Genomic DNA, 23,546 nt, shown 5'->3' on the forward strand with positions numbered 1-23,546 from the left:
CGTGCATCATGCCTGACGCATCTCCTCCTGTTGAGCGGACCGCTGTCGCAACGGGAGATTTCAAACCTTCCATCAGTGGACTGCTCCGTCGGATCGAAAGTTACGATCCGACTGCTGATCTTTCCCGTGTTGAGGCTGCCTATGATCTGGCAGCCGATGCTCATAATGAGCAGCGCCGGGATAATGGTGACGCCTACATCACCCACCCCATAGCGGTTGCCAATATTCTCGCGGGTTTCCGAATGGACACGACGTCCATCATCGTTGGCCTGCTCCATGACACCGTGGAAGACACAGGGGTTTCCTGTGCATCTTTGAAGAACCGTTTTGGCGAGGATGTTGCGTCTCTTGTTGATGGCGTGACCAAGCTGACGCGGCTTGAGCTTCAGTCAGATCGGACGAAGCAGGCAGAAAACTTCCGCAAGCTCGTGCTGGCCATGTCGCGGGATATCCGCGTCCTGATCGTCAAGCTTGCTGATCGTCTGCACAACATGCGTACGCTGCATTATGTCCAGAGGTTGGACCGACGGCAGCGTATTGCCCGTGAGACCATGGATATCTATGCGCCTCTGGCCGAGCGCATTGGTATGGACCGGGTTAAGACGGAGCTTCAGAATCTTTCCTTTGCCCAGCTTGAGCCGGAAGCTGACGCGACCATTCGGGCGCGACTGAACTTCCTTCGCGGGCAGGGTGCCGATATCATCGAGCATATCCGCAAAGAGCTGATTGGCCTGTGTGCGGAAGCCGGTCTCGACAAGGTGGAAGTCACCGGCCGCGAAAAATCACCTTTTTCCATCTGGGAAAAAATGCAGCGCCGGAATGTGGCGTTCGAGCAGCTTTCGGACATCATGGCGTTCCGTCTGCTCGTTCCAACCCGTGACGCCTGCTACATGGCGCTGGGGGCGATTCACGGCGCCTATCCGATGATCGCCGGGCGTTTCAAGGATTACATCTCCACCCCGAAGGCGAACGGTTACCAGAGCCTTCATACCGGGGTGACGCTGCGGCATCCCCGTAACCAGAAAATTGAAGTTCAGATCCGTACAGCGGAAATGCATGACCTTGCCGAAAACGGCGTGGCGTCGCATTGGGCTTACAAGGAAAATGCTACACCCAGTGAGCGTGAAGCCGCTGCGTTGTCGTCTGCTTTCGGGGCCGGTAGCCGCAAGTTGCGCTGGGTTCAGGATCTTCTGGAGATTTTGGAAGACAGTCAGGCCCCGGACGAATTTCTCGAAAATACCAAGCTTGAACTCTATCAGGATCAGGTTTTCTGCTTCACGCCGAAGGGGCAGCTGATTTCCCTGCCGCGTGGCGCAACGCCCGTCGATTTTGCTTACGCGGTTCATAGCCAGGTTGGTGATACCTGTGTTGGGGCGAAGGTGAACGGGCGGCTGATGCCGCTGCGTCACGAGCTTCAGAACGGCGATCAGGTTGAGATCATGACGGCTCGTGGTGGCACGCCGTCTCCTTCTTGGGAGCGGTTTGTTGTTACGGGCAAGGCGCGTGCGCGTGTGCGGCGTTTTGTTGCCGCCCAGCAGCGTCAGGTCCATGTGGACAATGGACGTGCGGCTATCGCCAAGGCGTTTCGTCAGGAAGGTGTGGATGGTTCCGAAAAGGTGCTGGATGGCATCCTGAAGGAACTGCGACAGGCGTCTGTTGAAGATCTGTACGTTGCTGTTGGCAATGGTCAGATCGGCCCGAAAGACGTGGTCAACACGGCCTATCCTGATCTGAGGCAGACCGGTCGTGCGCCGCGGATGGTGCCTGGGCTGTCTCCGCGCTTTGGTCAGTCACTTCTGCTGGGGGCAGGGCATGGGTCGGCAAAACCGGCGCCAGTACAGTCCACCAATATCCTTACGGGGATCGGAACAGGAATCGCCACCAGTTTTGCCGGATGCTGCCGTCCGTTGCCGGGAGATCCGATTGTTGGGATCATTGCCCAGAGCAAAGGGGTGACCATCCATCGTCGTGGCTGTCAGAACCTTTCAAGTTTTGCGGATACGCCGGAACGCTTCATTGAGGTTGATTGGGATTATGAGGCTCTGAGTCGCCGTAAGGATGCAGTGCCTTATACCGCGCGGCTCTCCGTAATTGCCGCCAATGAGCCGGAGGTTTTGGCAACGCTGACCAATACGGCAGCCAAGCATAACGGCAGCGTCGTCAATTTGAAGATCGTCAACCGTCAGCTCGATTTCATGGAAATTCTGGTTGATCTTGAGGTGCGCGATCTGAGGCATCTCTCCTCGTTGATTGCGGCTTTCCGGACGGCGGTGGGAGTTATGCAGGTCGAGCGCGCGAAGGGGTGAAGGCGTGATTTTGGGTATGGGGACGGACCTGTGCATGATTTCCCGGATCGAACGGAGCATTGACAGGTTTGGTGCCCGTTTTCTGGCCCGGGTCTTCACGGAAGCTGAACGTGCTCATGCAGAGTGTTTGTCAGGTGCGGCGCGAATGGGAAGCTATGCCAAGCGCTGGGCGGCAAAGGAAGCGTGCGTCAAGGCGTTGGGAACGGGCGTTGCTGAAGGCGTGCAGCTTCAGGATATTGGTGTGCTGAATGATGACAAGGGAGCGCCAAGGCTTGTTTTGTCGGGTGGTGCCCGCTCTGCGCTGGAGCGTTTGACGCCGGAAGGCTGTCGTGCGGATGTGTTTGTCAGCCTGACGGATGATCCTCCCTTTGCGCTGGCGCAGGTGCTCATTCAGTCTGTTAAGGTTTGAAGCGCTCGCCATTGCGGGCAAGCTGCGTTAAGAGCGTCTCATGACTCAGGAGAAAAGCCCCGTGAAGGGTTCAGAGAAGGCTGGCGCGAAGCCAGCAGCCCGTGAAGAATCTCTGGGAGAAAGCGTGCGCTGGCTCGCCCTGATGGTGCTGGCGGTTGTGGCTGTGCGTTCTCTGGTGTTCGAACCATTCAATATTCCGTCGGGTTCCATGATCCCGACCCTGCAGATCGGGGATTTTGTTTACGTTTCGAAGTTCAGTTACGGCTATTCCCGGTTTTCATTCCCGTTTTCGCCGAACCTTTTCAATGGTCGGGTGATGGGATCGGAGCCGCATCGCGGGGATGTGGCTGTCTTCCGCTACACACAGAACACATCCATTGATTACATCAAGCGGATTGTTGGTCTGCCGGGCGATCATATCCAGATGACGGGCGGCAAACTCTTCCTGAACGGAATTGAGGTACCCCGCACGTCTCTGGGGCATTATGAAGTTCTGGACGAGAACAACCGTCTGCTGAGCGGAGAGCGATATCGTGAGAGCTTGCCGGGGAGTGCGGGTCGCCCGGCTGTCGATCATGAGATCCTGAAGCTGACCGATGAAGGTTTTGCCAACGATACGCCTGAATACGTTGTGCCGCAGGGATATTTCTTTGCGATGGGCGATGACCGGGATGATAGCGCGGACAGCCGTTTCCAGGGCGATGGGCCAGACGACCTTGGTTATGTTCCGATGCAGAACCTCGTCGGTCGTGCGCCCATGGTCCTGTTCTCGATCGATCTGAAGCATCCGGCATGGCAGTTCTGGTACTGGCCGGTCGAGATCCGCTGGAATCGATTTCTGCATCCTGTCACATGAAGCTGTCGCAGGAAGAGGCCATGGAGGCCATGGAGCAGGCGCTTGGTCATCAGTTTGCAAACCGGGATCTGCTTCTGGAGGCTTTGACGCATCGGTCAGCTGTGAGTGGGCGTGATCCTCGCAGGGGGAAACGTGCTCAAGGGCCTAAAGGAACGGGTTCGAACGAGCGGCTTGAATTTATCGGGGATCGTGTTCTGGGCCTTCTGATGGCGGAATGGCTCTTTGAGCAATACCCGATGGAGCAGGAAGGGGCGCTTGGTCCGAGGCACGCGCATCTGGTGTCGCGCCCTGTTCTGGCTGAGATTGCTGACGATATCAGACTGTCCTCGGCATTGAGAATTTCCCCTCATGAAGAGGCAGCGGGCATTCGGCGCTTGTCCAGTATTCGCGCGGACGCCATGGAAGCTCTTCTTGGAGCGCTCTATCTGGATGCCGGGCTGGAGCCTGCACGGCAGGTTGTTCGCAAGCAGTGGGGAAGCCGGATTGATAATCAGGCCCGTCCTCACAAGGAGCCGAAGACCCTGTTGCAGGAATACCTTCTGTCGCAAGGGTTGCCGCTCCCGAAATATGAGCTTCTCGCTGCTGAAGGGCCGTCTCATGCGCCGGTCTTTCGCGTTGCTGTTCAGGCCCGCGGTCTGACGGGACGCGGTGAGGCGGGAAGCAAGCGGGTGGCGGAAAGTGCCGCCGCAATTGATCTTCTAAAACTTCTTGGCCAAGACGTAGCGTCGTGAGGCGCATGTGGAAAAGGATAGGAACATGACCACACGCTGCGGTTTCGTTGCCCTTGTCGGGGCGCCGAATGCTGGAAAATCCACCCTGCTGAACCGGATTGCCGGGGCGAAGCTCTCCATTGTCAGCCCCAAGGCGCAGACAACGCGCTTTCGGACGCTGGGAATTGTGGTTCATCAGGATGCGCAGATTATCCTTGTTGATCTGCCGGGCATCTTCAAGCCGCGCCGTCGTCTGGATCGGGCTATGGTGAACGCCGCCTGGACGGGGTCGCAGGATGCTGATCTCACGCTTCTGCTGATCGATGCGAAAGCGGGTCTGCGCGAAGACGTCCGGGAGATCATCGCCAAGCTGGCCGAGGGCAATAAGAAGATCTGGCTTGTTTTGAACAAGACAGATCTGGTGAGTGCAGAAGAGCTTCTGCCTCTCACGCAGGAGGTCAGCGGTTTGCTGACTGTTGAGCATGTGTTCATGCTGAGCGCGCGTTCCGGCGATGGTGTTGAAGATCTGATGAACCATCTGGCGCGTGAGTTGCCGGAAGGGCCTTATCTTTACCCGGAAGACGATCTGACGGATCTGCCTGACCGCCTGTTAGCCGCAGAACTGGTGCGGGAACAGATTTTCATGCAGACGCATGAGGAAATTCCCTATCAGGCGACGGTGGAGACCGAGAGCTTCAAAGAGCGGCCCGATGGTTCGGTTCGTATTGAAGTGACGATCTATGTGTCCCGTCCAGGCCATAAGGCCATTCTGATCGGAGAGGGCGGCCACAAGATCAAGTCGATCGGCGCGCGCGCGCGTCAGGAGCTCCAGGGTCTTCTGGAGCGGACCTGTCATCTTTTCCTGAACGTGAAGGAGCGTGCAGGGTGGGATGAAGAAAAGGCCCGCCTGAGAGCGATCGGTCTGGAAGAATAAAAACAGGCGTCTGTCTGAGGGCGGGGGATGCCTTGTGACATCTCCGCTTCTGACATCGCTTGTTCCCAGCCGTATGCGCCTGTATGAACAGGCGCAAAGTTACCACAATCCAGCAAGAGACGGGCACGATGACCGACAAACGAGAAGAAAGCCCCTCCTACAAGCGCGTCCTGCTCAAGGTGTCCGGTGAGGCACTGATGGGCAAGGGCTCCGGTGGAGTGGACCCGGAAATGGTGGATATGGTTGCTGCCGACATTGCTGCTGTTGTGGCATCCGGCGTGCAGGTGTGTCTGGTTGTCGGTGGTGGTAACATTTTCCGCGGCCTGTCAGCCGCAGCGCGCGGTATGGACCGTGCGCAGGGTGATTATGCCGGTATGCTGGCGACAGTCATCAATGCGCTGATGCTTCAGAACGGTCTGGAGCGTCAGGGTCTTGAAACGCGCGTCATGACGGCGATTCAGATGGCGGCGATTGCCGAGCCTTACATCCGTCGCCGTGCGGTCCGTCACATGGAAAAGGGGCGTGTCGTTATTTTCGCTGCGGGAACGGGCAATCCGTTCTTCACGACCGATACGGCTGCGGCTCTCCGCGCCAACGAAATGGAATGTGACGCGCTGTTCAAGGGAACGCAGGTGGACGGAATTTATTCCGATGATCCGCGTCGCAATCCGGATGCAGTGCGTTATGATCAGCTGACCTACATGGACGTGCTGGCCCGGCAGCTGAATGTCATGGATGCGGCGGCCATCAGCCTTGCCCGTGAAAATAAATTGCCGATTGTGGTCTTTAACATGCATGCTCCGGGCGCATTTGCCACCGTTGTGCGTGGTGAAGGCCGCTTTACGCGGGTCATTGAGGCTGGCTGAAAGCCTCATTTTCAACGAACCTTTCAGGATAGTCTCCTGAACCTTACGTCGATTTTGCAAAGGAACAGCTTATGCCTGCTGACCTGAAAGACCTGTTGGATGATCTTACGCGCCGTATGGACGGTGCGATCGAGAGTCTGCGTCGTGACCTCTCCGGCCTGCGTTCGGGGCGGGCGAGCCCGAACCTGCTGGAGCCGGTGCGTGTTGAGGCTTATGGTTCGGAAGTTCCGCTGTCCCAGGTTGGTTCCATTGCGGTCCCTGAAGCACGGATGCTGACGGTTTCCGTTTGGGATCGCACGGTTGTGGGCGCCGTTGAGCGTGCGATCCGTGATAGCGGCCTTGGTCTTAATCCGTCTGCGGATGGGCAGACCATTCGTGTGCCCATCCCCGTGCTGACAGAAGAGCGTCGTAACGAACTGGCTCGTGCGGCCAACCGCTATGCGGAAAATGGCAAGATTGCCATTCGTGGCGTGCGCCGTGATGGGATGGAACAGACAAAGGCGCTCGAAAAGAAAGGTGAAATCAGCCAGGATGATCTGAAGACCTGGTCTGACTCCATTCAGAAGCTGACGGATCAGTACGTCAAGAAGGTCGATGACACGCTCGCGGACAAAGAGCGTGAGATCAAGCAGGTCTGACCTTTCTCTTGACGATCGGATCCGTACCTAAATCCAGTATGGTTGCCCCTTTGTCCTCTCATGGAGAGAGGGGGACAATCCCTGTGCATGTCGCCATGATCATGGACGGTAATGGCCGGTGGGCGCGTTCGCGCAGTCTGCCGGTTTTGGCCGGGCACCGGAAAGGGGCGGAGTCCGTGCAGGGCTGTGTCAAATCCGCTATCCGTCAAGGTGTGCGTTATCTAACGCTTTATGCATTCTCTTCGGAGAACTGGCGTCGGTCTGCAGAAGAGATTGGTGACCTGACGTCCCTTCTGCGCTTTTATCTTCGCCACAAGCTCAACGAACTCCACGAGCAGGGAGTGCGTCTGAAAGTGATTGGCGAGCCGGAGCGTTTTGAAGGAGCTCTGCGCGAAGAACTGCAAAGGGCTGAAGCCAAGACAATCAATAACAAGACGCTGACGCTGACGCTGGCGCTTTCCTATGGCGGTCGCGCGGATATTGCGCAGGCGACCAGAAGACTTGCCGAACAGGTCGCAAAAGGCGAATTGTCGCCTTCGGATATTACGGAAGAGCGATTGGCTGGTGTTCTGCAAACGTCAGACATGCCGGATCCTGATCTGGTGATCAGAACGAGTGGGGAATGTCGGCTCTCCAATTTCCTCCTCTGGCAGAGTGCTTACGCTGAATTAGTTTTCATGGATGTTCTGTGGCCTGATTTTGGTGAAGCTGAGTTTGTGCAAGCCTTGTCTCATTTTGCTGGCCGTAAAAGGCGCTTTGGTGGTCGTCCGGCATGAGTGCTTCGTCGCGCTGGTCTGATCTGAAGCTGCGGCTATCGTCAGCTGTTGTTCTGATTGCTGTCGCGGGGATCTGTCTCTGGCAGGACGGCATAATTTACAATGCTCTTATCTTGCTCGCGATGTTCGGGTTGGTGTGGGAAGGGGAAACCCTGATCCGTCAGCCATTGCCGACGTGGCGAGGGATACTTCTTCTGTGCTGGCCGCTTGTTTCAGGTGTTGCTGCCCTGCGAGGAGAATGGAGTGGTGCGTTCTGGATGGTCTGGCCAAGCCTTGTGTTTGGTGTGCCTGCCTGCATCCCGGTCATTGTGTCCATTTTGGGCGGTCTTTCGTTGCTTTGGCTGCGGCACCTTCCAGCCGGTTTCGAGAGCGTGCTGTTCGTGCTGTGCGTTGTGATCGCCAGTGATAGTTTCGCATATCTGTCGGGTCGTATTTTGGGTGGCCCCAAGCTGGCCCCTTCCATCTCACCGGGAAAAACACGTTCAGGGGCAATCGGGGGGCTCGTGGGAGCTTCTCTGGCGGGCGGGGCTGTGGCGTGGCTGTCTGGTCTGGGATTTGTTGGTGGCGGTCTGGTTTGGGGCGCTGTTTTGGGTGTTTTCTCCCAAGGCGGCGATTTGATCGAAAGTGCGGCCAAGCGTCGTCTTGGCGTCAAGGATTCCGGCGTACTCATTCCAGGTCATGGCGGTTTGCTGGACCGGTTTGACGGCCTTCTCGCTGCGGCTCCGTTAGCCGCTCTCTTGTCTCTGGCAGCCTTTGGACAGGTGTTCTGGTCTGTCACTCCTGCGGATCTGGTCGGCGGGTCTGCACATCATACCATTCCTCAGGGGGGTTCTTCTCATGACTGACGGTTCTGTGGCCAAGCCTCGCCGGATCAGTGTTCTTGGCAGTACGGGCAGTATCGGCACGTCAACGGTTGATCTGCTGAAGCGCATGGCTGGAGATATCGAGGTTCGTGCGCTGGTCGGTGGTCGCAATGTTGCGCTTCTGGCGGAGCAGGCACGCGAACTGCGTGCGGAGATTGCCGTCATTCATGATGAAGGTCTGCATGAGGAGTTGAAGTCCCGGCTTGCTGGAAGTGGCATCCGGACGGCTGCTGGCCGTCAGGCGGTTATTGAAGCAGGTGCCATGGAAGCGGACTGGACCATGGCCGCGATTACCGGTGCTGCCGGACTTGAGCCCACCCTTGCTGCTGCCCGCAATGGTCATGCGATTGCACTGGCGAACAAGGAGGCACTTGTCTGCGCTGGTGATGTCATGCTTCGCGCTGTCGGTGAGGCTGGAGCGACGCTGCTGCCAGTCGATTCCGAGCATAATGCGATTGCTCAGGCGCTCGGCGGATGTGACATGAGCACCGTCGAGAAAATTGTTCTGACGGCTTCTGGTGGCCCGTTCCGTCAGTCTTCCCTTGAAGACATGCGCGCCGCGACTCCGGAGAAGGCGCTGAAGCACCCGACCTGGACAATGGGTGCCAAGATCACGATTGATTCTGCGTCAATGGCGAACAAGGGCCTTGAAGTCATTGAGGCTGCCCGTCTGTTTGGCCTGACGGAAGACCGGATTGATGTGTTGGTGCACCCGCAGTCTGTGGTGCATGGGCTGGTACAGTTCCGGGATGGCAGTCTGGTGGCCCAGATGGGTTCCGCCGATATGCGTATTCCCATCGCGCACACTCTTGCATGGCCGCAGCGTATGGAAACGCCGTGTCAGAGGTTGGATCTGGCGGCGTTCGGACGTCTTGATTTCGAAGCCCCGGATGAAGTTCGGTTTGTTCCACTCCGGCTGGCACGTCAGGTTCTGCGGGCAGGGGGGGCGGCTCCGGCTGTTTTCTCTGCGGCGAATGAAATTGCCGTTGATGCTTTTTTGAACCGTCGGATCGGATTTCTTGGTATTGGTGAGACGATCGACAGCGCCCTTCAGGCCATGACCGAAAACCCTGAGCTGACGACGCTGGACGAGGTTCTGGAATGGGACGCCCGCGGGCGTGCGCTTGCCGAAGAGCATATCCTTCGGGAGAGCGGTCGTCTGCGGAATACAGTGAGCGAGAACGCCCTGCATGCATGATCTTCTGCGCACCATTATTGCCTATGTTCTGATCCTGGGCATTCTGGTTTTCATTCACGAGTTGGGACACTACCTCGCTGCACGCTGGCGGGGTGTGAAGGTCGAGACGTTTTCCATCGGTTTCGGTCCACCTCTCCGGCGTTGGTATGACAAGTCAGGAACAGAGTGGCGGCTGAGTGCAATTCCGCTTGGAGGGTACGTCAAACCGCATGGGTTTGAAGGGCCGGACGACGCGACAGACGAGCAGAAAGCAGCCTGGATTCCGGGGCGGACATTCCACGATAAACCTGTGGGCTCACGGGCTCTGGTGATTGTCATGGGGCCGGTTTTCAATTTTCTGTTTGCGATCATTGCCTTCACGCTTCTGTTCGCAACGGTTGGAAAGCCCGAACTTCGGAATGATATTTCTCAGGTCGTTGCTGGGAGTGCCGCGGAAAAGGCTGGGGTAAAAACGGGTGATGTGATCACGCGTATCGGCTCGCTTTCCATTACTGGTCCGGAAGATGTGATGGGGACTGTCGCGTCGCATCCGAACGATACGACAACTCTTGGAATTCGTCGTAATGGGACGGATCTGACGTTGCCGGTCACGATCGGTGCCGTGAAAAGTGGCTCCCATGCCACCGGCGTGCTGGGGGTGGGGTTTGCTGCTTCTCCTGGGCATCCTGTTTCACCGGTCAAGGCGGCTGTGATGGGCGTGCAGGAAACATGGACGATGTCTGTGCGCACGTTGCAGGGTGTGTGGCAGATCCTTTCCGGGCAGCGCAGTCCGAAAGAACTTGGCGGAACGATCCGAATCGCACAGATGTCTGGTCAGGTTGCCAGCTACGGCATGGCGAGCATCGTGTCGTTCATGGCGCTCCTGTCTATCAATCTGGGCCTTATCAACCTGTTTCCAATCCCGGTTCTGGATGGTGGAAGACTGATCTTTTACGCCGTTGAGGCTATCAAGGGACGGCCTGTTTCACGGCGTGTACAGGAGGTCAGCATGCAGGTCGGAATGGCACTTATCGGCGCGCTTTTCCTCTTTTCCACAGTGAATGATCTGACAAATATCGGGTTGTTCCACTGGATGTTTCACACGGGAAGCTAGGTTGGGATACGACCCGTAACTCTTCGTGAGTGAAGGGAGATCTTGCATGGTGGGGGGATTTTCGGATACCTCCGCCAATGGCGTATCGTCTCACGCGCATGCGAAAAATCTGTTTACAAGGAAAACCGGTTTGTCAGGATCACGGTCAAGAGGTTCCCGGTCCCCGAACATGCGTCTGATGCTGCTTGCATCTGCATGTCTTCTCCCGACCGCCCTCGGCGTGGCGGAGGCCCGCTCTGTACGTCAGCACCAGACATCCGGTGCAGCCTCGGGTAGCAACGTGATCCAGGCCATTACGGTCTCTGGCAACACGCGTATCGAAACCAGCACGGTCCTGTCTTACATGGTCGCCCAGCCGGGAGATTCGTTTAATCAGGATGATCTCGACCGGTCCCTGAAGTCGCTTTATGCGACTGGCCTGTTCAAGGACGTCACGCTTCACCGTGATGGCAACACGCTTCTGGTCAATCTGGTTGAGAATCCTATCGTCAACCGGATTGTCTTTGAAGGTAATCATGCGCTGAAGGACGAAGATCTCCGCAAGGAAATCAGCCTTCGTCCCCGCGCTGTTTTCTCGTCCCAGACCACAGCTGCCGACCGTCAGAAGATCCTGAACCAGTATGCGGGAAAAGCGCGCTTCGGTGCGACGGTTACGCCACAGATCATCAAGCTGTCACACAACCGTGTGGATGTGGTCTTCAAAATTAATGAGGCCCAGCAGACGCTGATCCACAAAATTGTGTTTGTGGGCAACCATGCGTTCAGTGAAGCTCGTCTGGCACAGGTGATCTCCTCCAAGGAAAATGCCTGGTACCGGTTCTTCTCTTCTTCGGATGAATATAATCCTGAGCGCATCAAGTACGATGCCGAGTTGCTGCGCCGCTTCTATCTGCATAATGGATATGTTGATTTCCACATGGTGGACGCGACGGGAGAGCTTTCTCCTGATCACAAGTCTTTCTATGTGACGTTCACCATCCATGAAGGCGATCAGTATCGTATCGGTAAGATGGACGTTCGCTCCAACGTGCGTCATGTGACGCCTGAAATGGTGCGGCCCAAGATCCAGTTGTTCAAGCATCAGATTTATGATGGCACTGCGATTCAGCATAACACGACAGACATGCAGGAGTGGCTGCAGGCTCAGGGGCACCCCTTTGCTATGGTCCGTTCTGAAATTGCCCGGAATCCTGAGAAGCGGATTGTGGATCTGCTCTTCGATGTGACTGAAGGCCCGCATGTGTATGTCGAGCGTATCGACATCAACGGTAATACCATCACCCGTGATAACGTGATTCGCCGTAACCTGCCGATGGCTGAGGGCGACCCGTACACCCCGTTTGACAAGAAGTACTCCAAACTGGCTCTGCAGGATCTTGGGTATTTCAGCACGGTCTCAGTGGATCAGACGCAGGGCTCCGCGCCTGATCGCGTCAACGTTGCAGCGAATGTGGTTGAAAAGCCGACGGGCGAATTCTCGCTGGGCGGCGGTTACTCAACGGACGTTGGTGTGCTGGGTAATGCCTCGATCAAGCAGCATAACATGCTGGGAACGGGTATAGACGCCGGTATTTCCGGAACGGTTGCCTATTACGAGAAGCAGGCTGACATCTCCATTACGGACCCGTACTTCCTGAACCGTAACCTTGTTGCTGGTGCTGACTTCTACTTCATCCAGAACAATTACCAGACATATCAGAGCTATAAAGAGTCTCAGTATGGTATGAGCCTGCGTCTTGGATATGCGTATAACCGCTATCTTTCACAGTCTTTCAGCTACACACTGGTCGATCGTCAGGTTGGTAACTTCTATGATGCTGCGTCCGTCGCTGCAGACTCGCAGCTATGGGCTTACGTCCCGTCTATCTATGTCCAGCAGTCAGCCGGATGGTCTGTGCTTTCGCAGATCAGCACGTCGTTGACTTATGACCGACGTGATCGTCGCATGAACCCGCATGAAGGGTACATGATGAAGGTTGGAGGAGATTTCGCTGGCCTGGGCGGAAATGCCAAATATTATCGTTTCAAAGCTGATGGTGCCTACTATCTGCCTCTTGATCGTTTGACGGGGAGCCATGACTGGACCCTTCAGTTCAAGGGAGGTGTTGGTTACATGGGAGACTGGAGCGACACCGGTAGTCGCAACATCATCGATAACTTCTACTTGGGTGGTGAGAATCTGAGAGGCTTCTTGCAGGGTGGTGTCGGTCCCAGATCAGGTCATATCTGCGTAGCCAAAGCGGACGGTAAGTGTGCCACCTATCTTCCTACCGCCGGACAGGAAGATCTATTGGGCGGTCGCTTTATGTACACAGCCTCTGCACAGTTGAATTTCCCAATGCCAATGGGAGACGATTTAGGTATTTCCGGGCGTTATTTTGTTGATGCTGGCAGTCTCTCGAGTATTCGAGTGAAAAATAAATATACGGATTACTCACGTAGAAATCAGGCTGGGTATGAATATACCCCGATTACGGGCGACACTATGATCCCGCGTGTTTCTACGGGTCTTGGTATTTCCTGGAAAAGCCCATTCGGTCTCGTGAACATCGACGGTGCTATTCCGCTGCGTAAGGAAAAGGGCGATCGCCTTTACCCGCTGCGCTTTGGCTTCGGGCAGCAGTTCTAAGACTGCGTGCCTGATTTCAAGACTCACGCAATTTTATCCCCTTTTCCAGAGGTGGTCATGACCCTTCATTCCCTGATGCGCCCGGTTTCAGCCGGTGCGCTTCTGGCAGCGACTATTCTTGCCGTTGCTCCATCCGCTTACGCTCAGTCTGCTAACAATGGTGGCTGGTTTGTTCCGAAGGCTGCCCATCCGGAGGCTTCTGCTCCGGCTGCGCGGCCAGCGCCTCGTCGCAGCGTACCAGTTGCAGCAGAAGCCCCGGCTGAAGAAGATCAGGGGGCTCCGAATGCGCAGCAGGCGCCGCCAATTCTACCGCTTCCGCCGATTCCAAATCCGCCGACAGTTGCCAAGGCTGCTCCGCCGCCGGCAGCGATTATCGGTGTGATTAATGTTCAGGCTGTCATGCAGATGTCCTCTGCGGCACAGGAAATCCAGCAGGTTCTGGGTACACGTCGTGACAAGCTGGCTCAGGCCGTGCAGCGCGAAGAAGGGGCCTGGCGTGGAGAGCAGCAGAAGCTGCAGTCCGAGGCTCGTACCCTGACGGCGGATCAGATCCAGCTTCGGGAGCGTCACTTGCAGGAGCGTCGCGCCAAGGATCAGCGCGATTTCGGCAATCAGGCCCGCATCATTCAGGAAGCCGCCCAGGTTGCTTTCCACCAGATCGAGCGCGAGCTTGAGCAGGGCAATGGTATCATTGCGGCTGTTGCTGGTGCGCATAACATGAATCTTGTTCTACATGCAGAACAGGTTGTGTTGCATGTTGGCGAGCAGGACATCACGGAAGAAGTTGCCAACCAGCTGAATAAAACGCTGCCGCATGTCTTTATTCCGGGTGAGGGCGTTGATCCGGAGCAGCTTGCAAAGTCTGGCAAGATGCCCACCACGGCTGACGAGCAGCGTAGTCCGCAAGGGCCTGAGCAGGCTCCAGCTGCTGCAGCACCGGCGCAGCCTGAGTCTGTTCTGCGTCAACATCACTGAGGTTCGAGCCTGTGGGTGATACGATGTCTACCGAGACCCGTCCGGGCGACGAGCGCTTTTTCCTGAGGGCCGGGCCTTTTGGGCTCGCCCGTCTGGCGGAAGTGTCTGGAAGCGATGTGCGTCCCGCTGCAGAAGGACAGGATGAGACCACATTGTTTCATGGTGTCGCCCCTCTGCATGTTGCAGGGCCTGAAGATGTCAGTTTTCTGGATAACCGGCGTTATTTGCCGTTACTGGAAAATACGAAGGCTGGTGCAGTTATTCTTGCTCCGGCTTTTGCTGACAAGCTGCCAGCCCGGACCGCTGGTTTGGTCTGCAAGACGCCTTATCTTGCCTGGGCGCGAATTGCAGCAGCGTTTCATCCAGCCCCGTCTTCGACCGGTGTTCGGCATCCTTCGGCTTACGTGAGCGAGAAGGCTGAGATCGGCGATAATGTTGAGATCGGGCCGTTTGCCGTCATTGAAGATGGCGCGAAGGTTGGCAGTGGAAGTCTGATCGGGGCGCATGCTCTGATTGGACGAAGCGTTGAAGTTGGCGAGTGCTGCCGGATTGGCAGTCATGTCAGTTTGACACATGCGCGTGTTGGTCATCGGGTGACGTTGTATCCTGGCGCCCGTATCGGGCAGGACGGTTTTGGCTTCGCTGTCGGTCCGGAGGGGTTTGAAACCGTTCCTCAGCTTGGGCTGGTCGTGATTGGAGACGATGTCGAAATCGGTGCCAACTCCACCATTGACCGGGGGTCCATGCGGGACACGGTTATTGGAGCAGGGACGCGGATCGATAATCTGGTGCAGATTGGTCACAATGCCCAGTTGGGTCGATGCTGCATCGTGGTTTCACAGGCTGGTATTTCTGGTTCCACCGAACTTGGTGATTTTGTGACGATTGCTGCCCAGGCGGGGCTGATTGGTCATATCAAGATTGGGGATAAGGCCCGCGTGGGCGCGCAATGCGGCGTTATGTCCGATGTTGATGCAGGGGCGGATGTCATTGGCAGTCCGGCCATGCCGTTCCGTGAGTTTTTCCGGAACGTGGCGACGTTGCGGAAGCTCTCCAAGAAGAGCTCTGACTGACCTGAACGGGCGATGGATGGTATCCTTTGGCCAGTTTTGCTAAGGGAGGCCCATCGTACTGCTCGGAGAGCAGAAAACTGACAAGATTTCCCCCGAAAGGGTTATGGTGAAGAAGATGCATCGAGTGGACGCTCCGGCTGAAAAGACGACCCCGGCAGAAGGGGCATCAGGAACACATCAGGTTCCCGAGAGCATCGACATTCTGCAGATCATGCAGGCGATCCCTCATCGCTATCCTTTCCTCCTGATCGACAAGATGCAGGAAATCAAGGCAGGTGAATCTGCGGTTGGCATCAAGAATGTCACGGTGAATGAGCCTTTCTTTCAAGGACATTTCCCCTCCCATCCGGTGATGCCAGGCGTTTTGATCATCGAAGCCATGGCCCAAACGGCAGCAACGCTGGTTGTTTTGACGCTCGGCAAGGCTTTTGAAGGCAAGCTGGTGTATTTCATGACCATTGAGGGGGCTAAGTTCCGCCGTCCTGTGGGGCCAGGTGATCAGCTTCGCATTGAGGTGGTCAAGGAGCGTTCCAGGGCGAACGTCTGGAAGTTCAAGGGTATTGCCCGTGTTGACGGCGTTGCCGTTGCAGAGGCAACCTTCAGTGCCATGATCATGGGCTGAACTGATGCAGATTGCAGGAAAACGATCCGAGAGTGCCGAGATCCATGCGACCGCCCTTGTCGATGAGCGTGCGCGGATTGGAGATAACGTCCGTATTGGTCCGTGGTGCATGGTCGGACCTCATGTGACGCTTGGCGACGGTGTGCACCTGCATGCTTCGGTTATCGTCGATGGTCATACCACCCTTCGCGAAGGAGTGGAGGTTTATCCTTTCGTCACGATCGGGATGGCGCCGCAGGATCTCAAATATGCCGGCGAGCCAACGCTTTGTGAGATTGGGGCGAACACGGTCATTCGTGAGAACGTGACGATCCATCGTGGAACGGCACAGGGGCACGCTCTGACCAAGATCGGTGCATCCTGTCTGATCATGGCCAATGCCCATGTGGCGCATGACTGTGTTCTGGGTGATCGCGTGATCATCGTGAACAATGTCGTCATGGGAGGGCATGTTGAAATTGCTGATGACGCCAAGGTCATGGGGTCAGCTGCGCTTCATCAGTTCGTTCGCATCGGTCGTGGCGCGGTTGTCGGTGGGGTCTGTGGGGTCGAGATGGATGTCATTCCCTATGGTAGCGTTCTCGGAAACCGCGCCCGTCTTGTTGGTTTGAACTGGATCGGGTTGAAGCGATCCGGTGTTGGGCCGGATGAGATGCAGGCCATGCGTCGGGCTTTCCGGACATTGTATCCCCGTCACGGGAGCACGGATGTTGTTCTGGAAGCCCGGATCGCAGAAGTTCGCCGTGAATATGGGCATTTGCAGCGCATCGCAGAAATGCTTGATTTTATGGAAGCGCCGAGCCGCCGTGGACTAACGCGCGTAGCCCGGAATGAGGGGCTGTCCGAAACTGAAGGAGCCTGAGTATGCCAGGGGGAGGGTGCGTCGGTATTCTGGCCGGGGCAGGCCCCTTGCCTGCACAGGTGGCTGCGGCTGCTCTGGAAAAAGGAAAGTCGGTTTTTGTCGTCGGCTTCCGGGATTTTGCTGATACGGCCCTTTTGGCTCCTTATCCACATGAGATCATTCGTCTTGCCGCGGTTGGCGAGACTCTGGCGGCGCTTAAAAAGCATGGTTGCCGCGAACTGGTTCTGATTGGTCCTGTAAGGCGTCCCGCCTGGCGCGACCTTCGACCTGATGCAGAGGGTGCTCGAATTCTTGCGCGTCTGGGGCGTGCCATTTTCCTGGGGGATGATGGTCTGCTGGGCGCGGTTGTCCGGGTTCTGGGGGAAGAAGGATTCATTGTCCGCGGAGCGCATGAATTTCTGGATCATGCCACGGGTCGTAGCGGAACGCTTGGTCGCGTTCTTCCTGATGAGCAGGCCCGTCAGGATATCGCGCGAGGTGTACAGGTTCTGCGTGCGATGGCAGCGCTGGACATCGGGCAGGGGTGTGTGGTGCAGAGCGGTCTGGTGCTTGCTGTTGAAGCCCTTGAAGGTACGGACGCCATGCTGGGACGTTGCGGTAAGTTGATGCAGGCTGGCAGCGGGGGTGTTCTTATCAAGATGCCCAAGAGTGGACAGGATCTGAGGGCGGATATGCCCACGATTGGCCCGGAAACTCTTGAGAATGCTGCCCGGAACGGATTGCGTGGGGTAGCGTTTCAGCCTGGTGTAACCCTTCTGACAGACCCGGATCGCTGCGTGGCTTTGGCTGACCGGTACGGGCTGTTTCTTTATGGGCTGACGACCGAAGATCTTAAGGAAGAAAAATGAGCACATTCCTGCACACGATGGTCCGCATCCGGGACATTGATCGCAGTCTGGCGTTCTACAGCCTTCTGGGAATGAAGGAGCTGCGTCGCAAAGAGGTTCGCGAAGGGCGTTATACGTTGGTATTTATTGGATTCGCGGATAACGAGCACGGACAGGCCGAAATCGAACTGACCTATAACTGGGATCAGGACTCCGACTATGAAATCGGTTCGGGGTTCGGGCACTTTGCGATTGGCGTGCCCGATGTGGCTGCGCTGGTTGAAACTGTCCGCTCCGGTGGTGGCACTGTAACGCGTGAGGCAGGGCCGCTGAAGTTCGGAACGATCATTATTGCCTTCGTCCAAGACCCGGATGGGTACAAGATCGAGCTTATCGAGAAGAAGCCGACGTCTTCAGAAGACTAAGAGCTTTTTCCAGGGACTGAATGATCGTCTCTGCGTTCTGACGTACAGAATCGTCTGTGTGGGATGACAGAATGTCGGCGCAGAGCAGGGCAGGGGATAGCGCATTTCGTAAATCGTGGCGAAATGCGCTGGATTCGACCGTTTGAGACGGTGTTGGAGTCGGTTTTTGGCTCATATCCTCAGCTTCCTGGTGCTCCGGCATTGACAGGCAGGGACCCGGTGAGTACAAGCCCGGGTCTCATTCACCGGGCGTTTCGTGCGCCCGATCGACGCGGATGTCCAGAGGGGCGTCTGCATGGTTTTAAAGGATCGATGTCATGAAGCGCACGTATCAACCCTCCAAGCTGGTTCGTAAGCGTCGTCACGGTTTCCGTGCACGTTCTGCTACCGTCGGCGGCCGTCGCGTGCTGGCAAACCGCCGCACCAAGGGTCGCTCGAAGCTTTCCGCCTGAGCGCGAACTCTACAGTTGGCCGCCTGAAAAAGCGGCCGCAGTTTCTGCGTGTTGCCGGGAAAGGGCGTAAAGTCGCTACTCCGGGAATGGTTGTGCAGATTCTGCAGGATGATGCCCAGCCTGAAAGTCGTGTCGGGTTTACGGTCACGAAAAAGGTCGGGAATTCGGTCATCCGGAACCGCACAAAACGCCGCCTCAGAGAGGCGCTGCGTCTTGTGGCGCGTGAGGACGGTCTCCCAACAGGAGACTTTGTCCTGATCGGTCGAGACGGCACGCGCCGACGCGATTTTTCTCTGCTTCAGGAAGATCTCCGGAAAGCCCTCCGTAAGAGTGCGGAAAAATGACTGGCTTTTTTAGTAAGCCTGTCACCCTCTTCCTGCTTGCACTGATTGATTCCTACAAACTTTTTGTTAGCCCTTATCTGGGACGAAATTGCCGGTTTGAGCCGGGGTGTAGCACTTACGCCATCATGGTGATTAAATCGCATGGTCCCTTGCGTGGAGGATGGCTGGCACTCAGGAGACTCCTGCGCTGTCATCCCTGGTCAAAAGGGGGCTGTGACCTTCCTCCTGAACGCCATCAGCATTAAAAAATACCGCTAGCTATTGTTTTGATCGCGGTTTTCGGCCACTTGAGGCTCAGCATTCCTCCGTAGAGACGAAAGACCGGCATCCGCCCGATGGAAATCAAGCGCATCATTGCGGCCACTATCCTCTCGGCCCTCATCCTGATCGGTTTCGACTATTTCATGCCGAAACCCCATCAGGACAATCATCCCGCTGTCACGCAGACTGCTGCAACACAGTCCCCGTCAACTCCGGCTCAGGCTGCGCCTTCAGAGGCTGCTCCCGAGCAGACGGTAACGGCGCGACGTATCGCAATCACGAGCGAAGACGTGCAGGGCTCCCTGAATCTCAAGGGTGCGCTTCTGGATGATGCGGTGCTGACGAAGTATCGCGCCACACTCGCGAAGGACAGTCCGCTGGTTCGTCTGCTGGACAAGCCTGGCAGCGAACATCCGAATTTCTTTGTCATTGGCTGGAATAATGCTCCAGGTTCGAATGCGAAGGTTCCTGATCTGAATACGGTCTGGAGCAGTGCAGACGAGGCTCTGTCACCAGGTCATCCGGTAACGCTGAAATGGGATAATGGCGAAGGGCTGATCTTCACGATCCAGATCTCGATTGATGAGCATTACATGTTCTCGGTCGTCCAGTCCGTGGAAAACCATTCTGCGCAGCCGGTCGCTCTCGTTCCGTTCCAGCGTGTCCAGCGTGATTATCAGGCTGCAGAAGGGTTCTGGACCGCCCATGAAGGCCCGATCGCTGTTATGGATGGTCGTCTGAATGACGAGACCTACAAGAATGTCCGCAAGGGGGCCGAGCATCCGGATCATACGTTCTGGGCCAAGGCTGGTACCGGCGGCTGGGGCGGCATCAGCGACAAGTACTGGCTGACGGCTGTTGCTCCAGAAGCGACCGCTGCCGTGACGGCCAGTTTTGCGTATGTTCCGGGCAATCCGGGATCGTACCAGATTGGTTTTGCCCCGCAGGCTCCCCAGCAGGTCATGCCGAATGGCACGATCACACAGACGAGCCATTTGTTCGCAGGGGCAAAGGTGCCAAGCCTGCTTCAGGCCTACAGTCGCAATCTGCATATCACGGATTTCGATAAGGCCATTGATTTTGGCTGGTTCAGCTTCCTGACGCGCCCGATCCTGTATCTGCTGCACTGGCTGTATCTGCATCTGGGGAACTTCGGACTGGCGCTGATGGCGCTGACGCTGATCGTCAAAATTGTACTGTTCCCGCTGGCGTCCAAGGCTGCCACGTCTTCTGCGCGGATGCGTCTTCTGGCTCCGAAGATCAAGGAGATCCGCGAGAAGAACAAGGACGACCCGATGGTGATGAACCAGAAGGTTATGGCCCTGTATCGCGAAGAGGGCGTGAACCCGGCCAGTGGCTGTCTGCCGGTTCTGATCCAGGCCCCGATCTTCTTCTGCCTCTATAAAATGCTGAACATCAGCATTGACGAGCGTCATGCACCGTTCTTCGGCTGGATCCGTGATCTGTCCGTCCCGGACCCGACGAACATCTTCAATCTGTTCGGCCTGATCCCTTTTGATCCGACGGTTTACTTCTCCTTTTTGCATATCAGTGTTTGGGGAGCCGCTTTGGGTGTCACGTTCTGGCTGCTTCAGCGCCAGACGATGTTGAGCATGGATCCGGCGCAGGCGCGCATCATGCAGTTCATGCCGCTGGTTTATGTGTTCGTGATGTCCGGGTTCCCGGCCAGTCTTCTGGTCTATTACACCTGGAACAACCTGCTGACCTTCGCGCAGCAGACCTTTATCCAGAGCCGTGCCAAGTTGCCGGTTCCTGTTACCAAGAACGGACGCTGAGACATCATGAAAGAGGTCGCAGGCCCTCCTACTCCTGAGCAGATTGAAGACGGGCGTCTTCTTTTTGCCGGAGAGTGTGAGTTTTTCTTCGGATCGCAGAAGATCGAGCAGTTGCCTCCGGTTGGGCGGCCAGAAGTTGCGTTTGCGGGGCGATCGAATGTTGGTAAGTCCAGCATCATCAATGCTCTGACAGGGCGCAAGGCACTCGCCCGCGCATCTTCCGAGCCCGGTCGTACCAAGCAGCTCAACTTCTTTAATCTGTCAGACCGTATTTCCCTTGTAGACATGCCGGGCTACGGGTTTGCGAAAGCTGCAAAGTCCGTCAAGGAAGATTGGCAGAACATGATGTTCGCTTATCTTCGTGGACGGACGACGCTGGCTCGCGTCATTCTGCTTCTTGATGCGCGGATCGAACTCAAGGCCTCTGATAAAGATGTCATGGAGCTTCTGGACCGGGCCGCGGTTGTTTTTCAGATTGTTCTGACCAAGTGTGATCAGGTGCGGCCTAATGCTCTGAAAGCCAAGATAGCGGATGTGGAGGCCCTGGCGCTCAAGCACGCTGCGGCTTATCCGCGTATTGTTTGCACCAGTAGTCAGACCGGCGAAGGTATCGAAGATCTACGTGCGGAAATCGCCCGTTTCGCAGATCCTGCCAAGACCTCAGTGGAAGGATAAGTCCGGCCGTGAGCAAAAAGACCCACAGTGAAAAGCTGCCGGAAATCCCGCCAGCCGTGAACATGGATGACGCCCAGCAGCAGGCGGCTATCCTTGCCAGTGCTCTTCCCTATCTGCGGCGTTATGCCGGTGACACCATCGTCGTGAAGTATGGTGGTCATGCGATGGGTGAGGGAAAGCTGGCCAGCGCTTTTGGCTATGATATCGCCCTGCTCAAGCTGGTCGGGATCAACCCGATCGTTGTGCATGGTGGTGGCCCGCAGATCAGTTCCATGCTGGATCGTTTGCAGATCCGTTCCCAGTTCATTGATGGCCTTCGCGTGACAGATGCTGCGATGGTGGACGTCATTGAAATGGTTCTGGCCGGCAGCGTGAACAAGCAGGTGGCTGAACTGATCAATCAGGCTGGCGCCATGGCTGTGGGGATTTCAGGCAAGGATGGAAGCCTGATTAAAGCGCGCAAGCTGATCCGCACGCGTCGTGATCCTGACAGCCAGATCGAAAGCGTCATTGATCTTGGGTTTGTTGGTCAACCTGAAAAGATTGATCCGCGTGTCCTTTATGCCCTTCTGGGGTCGGGGCTGATCCCTGTGATTGCTCCGGTCGGTGCGGGCGAAAACGGTGAGACGTACAACATCAATGCTGATACGGCAGCGGGTGCGATTGCTGGTGCCGTGCATGCTTCACGTCTGCTGATGCTGACGGATGTTCCGGGTGTTCTGGATCGCAATGGCAAGCTGATCGAGGAACTAAGTGCTGAAGAAGCGCGTAACCTTATCAAGGATGGTACAATCTCGGGAGGCATGATCCCGAAGGTTGAGACTTGTCTGGATGCTGTTCAGAGTGGTGCCAAAGCGGCTGTCATTCTGGATGGTCGTGTGCCCCATACCTGCCTGCTGGAACTTTTTACCCGGGCCGGGCCGGGAACCCTCATCAAAGCCTGAACCGGATTATGGCGCTTCGTAAGAGAAGCGCCATTTTTTTTGCTCATCCAGCGCGTCATGAAGGGCTTGGGTGGCTCGTTCAAGCAGGAGTTCCGGCGAAGAGTCCTGATCGTTTGGTTCCCGGCTGATCAGGCCAATATACAAAGGCAAATGCATCGGCGGGTCTATCAGTAAGGGAATCCCGTGTGCTGTCATGCGTTCTGCGCGTTCGGCCATGGCAAAACGATCCCCGCCGTCCATCCAGAGCGCGAAGGTATTCCCGCTGAGACGCGCGATGGCGTCAGTCGGACGGACGGCTTTGCGTAGCAGCGCGATGCATTGGATCAGTGCCTCTTCTCCAGCCTGAAAGCCGATATTTTGGGTAATGTCTGTCAGGCCGGGAACGTATGCGACCATCAGTGTTGCGGGTAGACATTCCCGGTCCAGACGGGGAGTACGCCTTTTCATTTCATCTTTCAGGCCATCCCAATTCAGAAGATTGGAAGCGAGATCGTAATGGCACTCTTCCAGGACGCGTCGATGGAGAGCGTCATGCTCCTGTGTGGCGGCGATGAGAGACATGACAGTCTGGAGAAGTTCAATGCCTTCTTGAGACCAGAGTGTCTTTTTCCAGCAGATCAAGCCGAGCGGAGACTGGCTGCGAATGGCTTCGCAAATCAGAACCGCATACTCCGCACCCGCTGAAAACCGGACAGCAGCCAGGCTTGGGACGAAAGTATTTTCCTGCAAGCATTCCTGCAGACCCTGCGGAAATGGGGCTGACTTATGAAGAATACTGTCGTCTGTTGGCGGCATAAAGGAGCTGAAGAGAAGAGTGTCAGCCTGCAACTCCTCCTGAAGAACTGTGAGGGCAGCAGCGATGCCCAGACGCGGTAGAATGGCCTGGCGCATTGCCGTCAGTACCTTCCGGATTACATGCAGCGGCGTGGATGTAGACTCCTGTTGCATGAGAGGATCGGAAAGACGCAGTCCGGTATCAGGGTGTGCCATGGAGGCTCCAGGCTGGTGATGA

The 23,546-nt window shown here is 56.4% G+C and carries 25 protein-coding genes; 24 read left to right on the top strand and 1 reads right to left on the bottom strand.

What is annotated here, in order from left to right:
• Window positions 1-8 precede the first annotated feature (8 nt).
• The 24 genes from J4P41_RS01460 (at window position 9) to argB (ending at window position 22,534) form a co-directional block, all read left to right on the top strand.
• Window positions 9-2,306, top strand: a complete 2,298-nt coding sequence (locus J4P41_RS01460; RefSeq protein ID WP_426065853.1) for a RelA/SpoT family protein — start codon at window positions 9-11, stop codon at window positions 2,304-2,306.
• Between the two features lie 4 nt (window positions 2,307-2,310).
• Window positions 2,311-2,715, top strand: coding sequence for a holo-ACP synthase (gene acpS, locus J4P41_RS01465; RefSeq protein ID WP_426065854.1), 405 nt, complete (start codon window positions 2,311-2,313; stop codon window positions 2,713-2,715).
• Window positions 2,716-2,755: 40 nt separating this feature from the next.
• Window positions 2,756-3,571: a signal peptidase I gene (gene lepB, locus J4P41_RS01470; protein ID WP_234930800.1), complete on the top strand. Its 816-nt coding sequence runs from the start codon at window positions 2,756-2,758 to the stop codon at window positions 3,569-3,571.
• Window positions 3,568-4,302: a ribonuclease III gene (gene rnc, locus J4P41_RS01475; RefSeq protein WP_010501246.1), complete on the top strand. Its 735-nt coding sequence runs from the start codon at window positions 3,568-3,570 to the stop codon at window positions 4,300-4,302. The genes lepB and rnc overlap by 4 nt, the downstream gene beginning before the upstream one ends.
• Window positions 4,303-4,327: 25 nt before the next feature.
• Entirely contained in the window at window positions 4,328-5,215 is an 888-nt protein-coding gene (gene era, locus J4P41_RS01480) for a GTPase Era (protein WP_034881121.1), read from the top strand.
• Between the two features lie 128 nt (window positions 5,216-5,343).
• Entirely contained in the window at window positions 5,344-6,081 is a 738-nt protein-coding gene (gene pyrH / locus J4P41_RS01485; RefSeq protein WP_010501250.1) for a UMP kinase, read from the top strand.
• Between the two features lie 71 nt (window positions 6,082-6,152).
• Entirely contained in the window at window positions 6,153-6,719 is a 567-nt protein-coding gene (gene frr, locus J4P41_RS01490) for a ribosome recycling factor (RefSeq protein WP_023945002.1), read from the top strand.
• A gap of 38 nt (window positions 6,720-6,757) precedes the next feature.
• On the top strand, window positions 6,758-7,495 hold the full coding sequence (uppS, locus tag J4P41_RS01495) for a polyprenyl diphosphate synthase (protein ID WP_211567858.1): 738 nt from the start codon (window positions 6,758-6,760) through the stop codon (window positions 7,493-7,495).
• Window positions 7,492-8,340, top strand: coding sequence for a phosphatidate cytidylyltransferase (locus tag J4P41_RS01500; protein ID WP_426065855.1), 849 nt, complete (start codon window positions 7,492-7,494; stop codon window positions 8,338-8,340). Before uppS ends, J4P41_RS01500 begins: the two co-directional genes overlap by 4 nt.
• Window positions 8,333-9,556, top strand: coding sequence for a 1-deoxy-D-xylulose-5-phosphate reductoisomerase (gene dxr / locus J4P41_RS01505; protein WP_211567495.1), 1,224 nt, complete (start codon window positions 8,333-8,335; stop codon window positions 9,554-9,556). Before J4P41_RS01500 ends, dxr begins: the two co-directional genes overlap by 8 nt.
• The gene (gene rseP, locus J4P41_RS01510; protein WP_426065856.1) at window positions 9,549-10,649 is read left to right on the top strand and encodes an RIP metalloprotease RseP; all 1,101 of its coding nucleotides are present in this window, start codon (window positions 9,549-9,551) and stop codon (window positions 10,647-10,649) included. The genes dxr and rseP overlap by 8 nt, the downstream gene beginning before the upstream one ends.
• 169 nt (window positions 10,650-10,818) lie before the next feature.
• Window positions 10,819-13,278, top strand: a complete 2,460-nt coding sequence (gene bamA / locus J4P41_RS01515) for an outer membrane protein assembly factor BamA (protein WP_023945009.1) — start codon at window positions 10,819-10,821, stop codon at window positions 13,276-13,278.
• Window positions 13,279-13,335: 57 nt separating this feature from the next.
• Window positions 13,336-14,253: an OmpH family outer membrane protein gene (locus J4P41_RS01520; RefSeq protein WP_426065857.1), complete on the top strand. Its 918-nt coding sequence runs from the start codon at window positions 13,336-13,338 to the stop codon at window positions 14,251-14,253.
• 23 nt (window positions 14,254-14,276) lie between these two features.
• Window positions 14,277-15,326, top strand: a complete 1,050-nt coding sequence (gene lpxD, locus J4P41_RS01525; protein WP_426065858.1) for a UDP-3-O-(3-hydroxymyristoyl)glucosamine N-acyltransferase — start codon at window positions 14,277-14,279, stop codon at window positions 15,324-15,326.
• A gap of 103 nt (window positions 15,327-15,429) precedes the next feature.
• Window positions 15,430-15,948 (top strand): 3-hydroxyacyl-ACP dehydratase FabZ, encoded by a 519-nt coding sequence (gene fabZ, locus J4P41_RS01530; protein ID WP_426065859.1) that lies wholly within the window; start codon window positions 15,430-15,432, stop codon window positions 15,946-15,948.
• Between the two features lie 4 nt (window positions 15,949-15,952).
• On the top strand, window positions 15,953-16,810 hold the full coding sequence (gene lpxA, locus J4P41_RS01535) for an acyl-ACP--UDP-N-acetylglucosamine O-acyltransferase (RefSeq protein WP_023945016.1): 858 nt from the start codon (window positions 15,953-15,955) through the stop codon (window positions 16,808-16,810).
• 2 nt (window positions 16,811-16,812) lie between these two features.
• Window positions 16,813-17,658: an LpxI family protein gene (locus tag J4P41_RS01540; RefSeq protein WP_034881130.1), complete on the top strand. Its 846-nt coding sequence runs from the start codon at window positions 16,813-16,815 to the stop codon at window positions 17,656-17,658.
• The gene (gene gloA / locus J4P41_RS01545) at window positions 17,655-18,062 is read left to right on the top strand and encodes a lactoylglutathione lyase (protein WP_426065860.1); all 408 of its coding nucleotides are present in this window, start codon (window positions 17,655-17,657) and stop codon (window positions 18,060-18,062) included. Before J4P41_RS01540 ends, gloA begins: the two co-directional genes overlap by 4 nt.
• Window positions 18,063-18,379: 317 nt before the next feature.
• A complete protein-coding gene (gene rpmH, locus J4P41_RS01550) occupies window positions 18,380-18,514 on the top strand; it encodes a 50S ribosomal protein L34 (RefSeq protein ID WP_010501271.1) in 135 nt (44 codons plus the stop codon).
• Complete coding sequence (gene rnpA / locus J4P41_RS01555) at window positions 18,511-18,858, top strand: ribonuclease P protein component (RefSeq protein ID WP_034881133.1); 348 nt, start codon at window positions 18,511-18,513, stop codon at window positions 18,856-18,858. The genes rpmH and rnpA overlap by 4 nt, the downstream gene beginning before the upstream one ends.
• A complete protein-coding gene (yidD, locus tag J4P41_RS01560; RefSeq protein WP_082785254.1) occupies window positions 18,855-19,103 on the top strand; it encodes a membrane protein insertion efficiency factor YidD in 249 nt (82 codons plus the stop codon). Before rnpA ends, yidD begins: the two co-directional genes overlap by 4 nt.
• Window positions 19,104-19,193: 90 nt before the next feature.
• On the top strand, window positions 19,194-20,915 hold the full coding sequence (gene yidC / locus J4P41_RS01565; protein ID WP_426065861.1) for a membrane protein insertase YidC: 1,722 nt from the start codon (window positions 19,194-19,196) through the stop codon (window positions 20,913-20,915).
• Between the two features lie 6 nt (window positions 20,916-20,921).
• Window positions 20,922-21,590 carry a ribosome biogenesis GTP-binding protein YihA/YsxC gene (gene yihA, locus J4P41_RS01570; protein WP_010501280.1) on the top strand — a complete coding sequence of 223 codons (669 nt, stop codon included), beginning with the start codon at window positions 20,922-20,924 and terminating at the stop codon, window positions 21,588-21,590.
• 62 nt (window positions 21,591-21,652) lie between these two features.
• On the top strand, window positions 21,653-22,534 hold the full coding sequence (gene argB, locus J4P41_RS01575; protein WP_426065907.1) for an acetylglutamate kinase: 882 nt from the start codon (window positions 21,653-21,655) through the stop codon (window positions 22,532-22,534).
• Window positions 22,535-22,540: 6 nt separating this feature from the next.
• On the opposite strand, the gene J4P41_RS01580 is transcribed toward argB, so the two are convergent.
• A complete protein-coding gene (locus J4P41_RS01580; RefSeq protein ID WP_426065862.1) occupies window positions 22,541-23,524 on the bottom strand; it encodes a GGDEF domain-containing protein in 984 nt (327 codons plus the stop codon).
• Between the last annotated feature and the right edge of the window lie 22 nt (window positions 23,525-23,546).

Source organism: Gluconobacter sp. NFX36, from assembly GCF_049887835.1.
Lineage (GTDB): Bacteria > Pseudomonadota > Alphaproteobacteria > Acetobacterales > Acetobacteraceae > Gluconobacter > Gluconobacter japonicus_A.

Bases quoted from the DNA above. Each gene is read 5' to 3' on its own strand.
- lepB (WP_234930800.1), top strand. From the start codon at position 2,756: ATGACTCAGGAGAAAAGCCCCGTGAAGGGTTCAGAGAAGGCTGGCGCG.
- rpmH (WP_010501271.1), top strand. From the start codon at position 18,380: ATGAAGCGCACGTATCAACCCTCCAAGCTGGTTCGTAAGCGTCGTCAC.
- J4P41_RS01540 (WP_034881130.1), top strand. From the start codon at position 16,813: ATGCCAGGGGGAGGGTGCGTCGGTATTCTGGCCGGGGCAGGCCCCTTG.
- frr (WP_023945002.1), top strand. From the start codon at position 6,153: ATGCCTGCTGACCTGAAAGACCTGTTGGATGATCTTACGCGCCGTATG.
- uppS (WP_211567858.1), top strand. From the start codon at position 6,758: ATGGTTGCCCCTTTGTCCTCTCATGGAGAGAGGGGGACAATCCCTGTG.
- yidC (WP_426065861.1), top strand. From the start codon at position 19,194: ATGGAAATCAAGCGCATCATTGCGGCCACTATCCTCTCGGCCCTCATC.
- J4P41_RS01580 (WP_426065862.1), bottom strand. From the start codon at position 23,524: ATGGCACACCCTGATACCGGACTGCGTCTTTCCGATCCTCTCATGCAA.
- bamA (WP_023945009.1), top strand. From the start codon at position 10,819: ATGCGTCTGATGCTGCTTGCATCTGCATGTCTTCTCCCGACCGCCCTC.
- rnc (WP_010501246.1), top strand. From the start codon at position 3,568: ATGAAGCTGTCGCAGGAAGAGGCCATGGAGGCCATGGAGCAGGCGCTT.
- rseP (WP_426065856.1), top strand. From the start codon at position 9,549: ATGCATGATCTTCTGCGCACCATTATTGCCTATGTTCTGATCCTGGGC.
- lpxD (WP_426065858.1), top strand. From the start codon at position 14,277: ATGTCTACCGAGACCCGTCCGGGCGACGAGCGCTTTTTCCTGAGGGCC.
- J4P41_RS01500 (WP_426065855.1), top strand. From the start codon at position 7,492: ATGAGTGCTTCGTCGCGCTGGTCTGATCTGAAGCTGCGGCTATCGTCA.
- fabZ (WP_426065859.1), top strand. From the start codon at position 15,430: ATGGTGAAGAAGATGCATCGAGTGGACGCTCCGGCTGAAAAGACGACC.
- lpxA (WP_023945016.1), top strand. From the start codon at position 15,953: ATGCAGATTGCAGGAAAACGATCCGAGAGTGCCGAGATCCATGCGACC.
- era (WP_034881121.1), top strand. From the start codon at position 4,328: ATGACCACACGCTGCGGTTTCGTTGCCCTTGTCGGGGCGCCGAATGCT.
- gloA (WP_426065860.1), top strand. From the start codon at position 17,655: ATGAGCACATTCCTGCACACGATGGTCCGCATCCGGGACATTGATCGC.
- yihA (WP_010501280.1), top strand. From the start codon at position 20,922: ATGAAAGAGGTCGCAGGCCCTCCTACTCCTGAGCAGATTGAAGACGGG.
- yidD (WP_082785254.1), top strand. From the start codon at position 18,855: ATGACTGGCTTTTTTAGTAAGCCTGTCACCCTCTTCCTGCTTGCACTG.
- J4P41_RS01520 (WP_426065857.1), top strand. From the start codon at position 13,336: ATGACCCTTCATTCCCTGATGCGCCCGGTTTCAGCCGGTGCGCTTCTG.
- argB (WP_426065907.1), top strand. From the start codon at position 21,653: ATGGATGACGCCCAGCAGCAGGCGGCTATCCTTGCCAGTGCTCTTCCC.
- pyrH (WP_010501250.1), top strand. From the start codon at position 5,344: ATGACCGACAAACGAGAAGAAAGCCCCTCCTACAAGCGCGTCCTGCTC.
- J4P41_RS01460 (WP_426065853.1), top strand. From the start codon at position 9: ATGCCTGACGCATCTCCTCCTGTTGAGCGGACCGCTGTCGCAACGGGA.
- dxr (WP_211567495.1), top strand. From the start codon at position 8,333: ATGACTGACGGTTCTGTGGCCAAGCCTCGCCGGATCAGTGTTCTTGGC.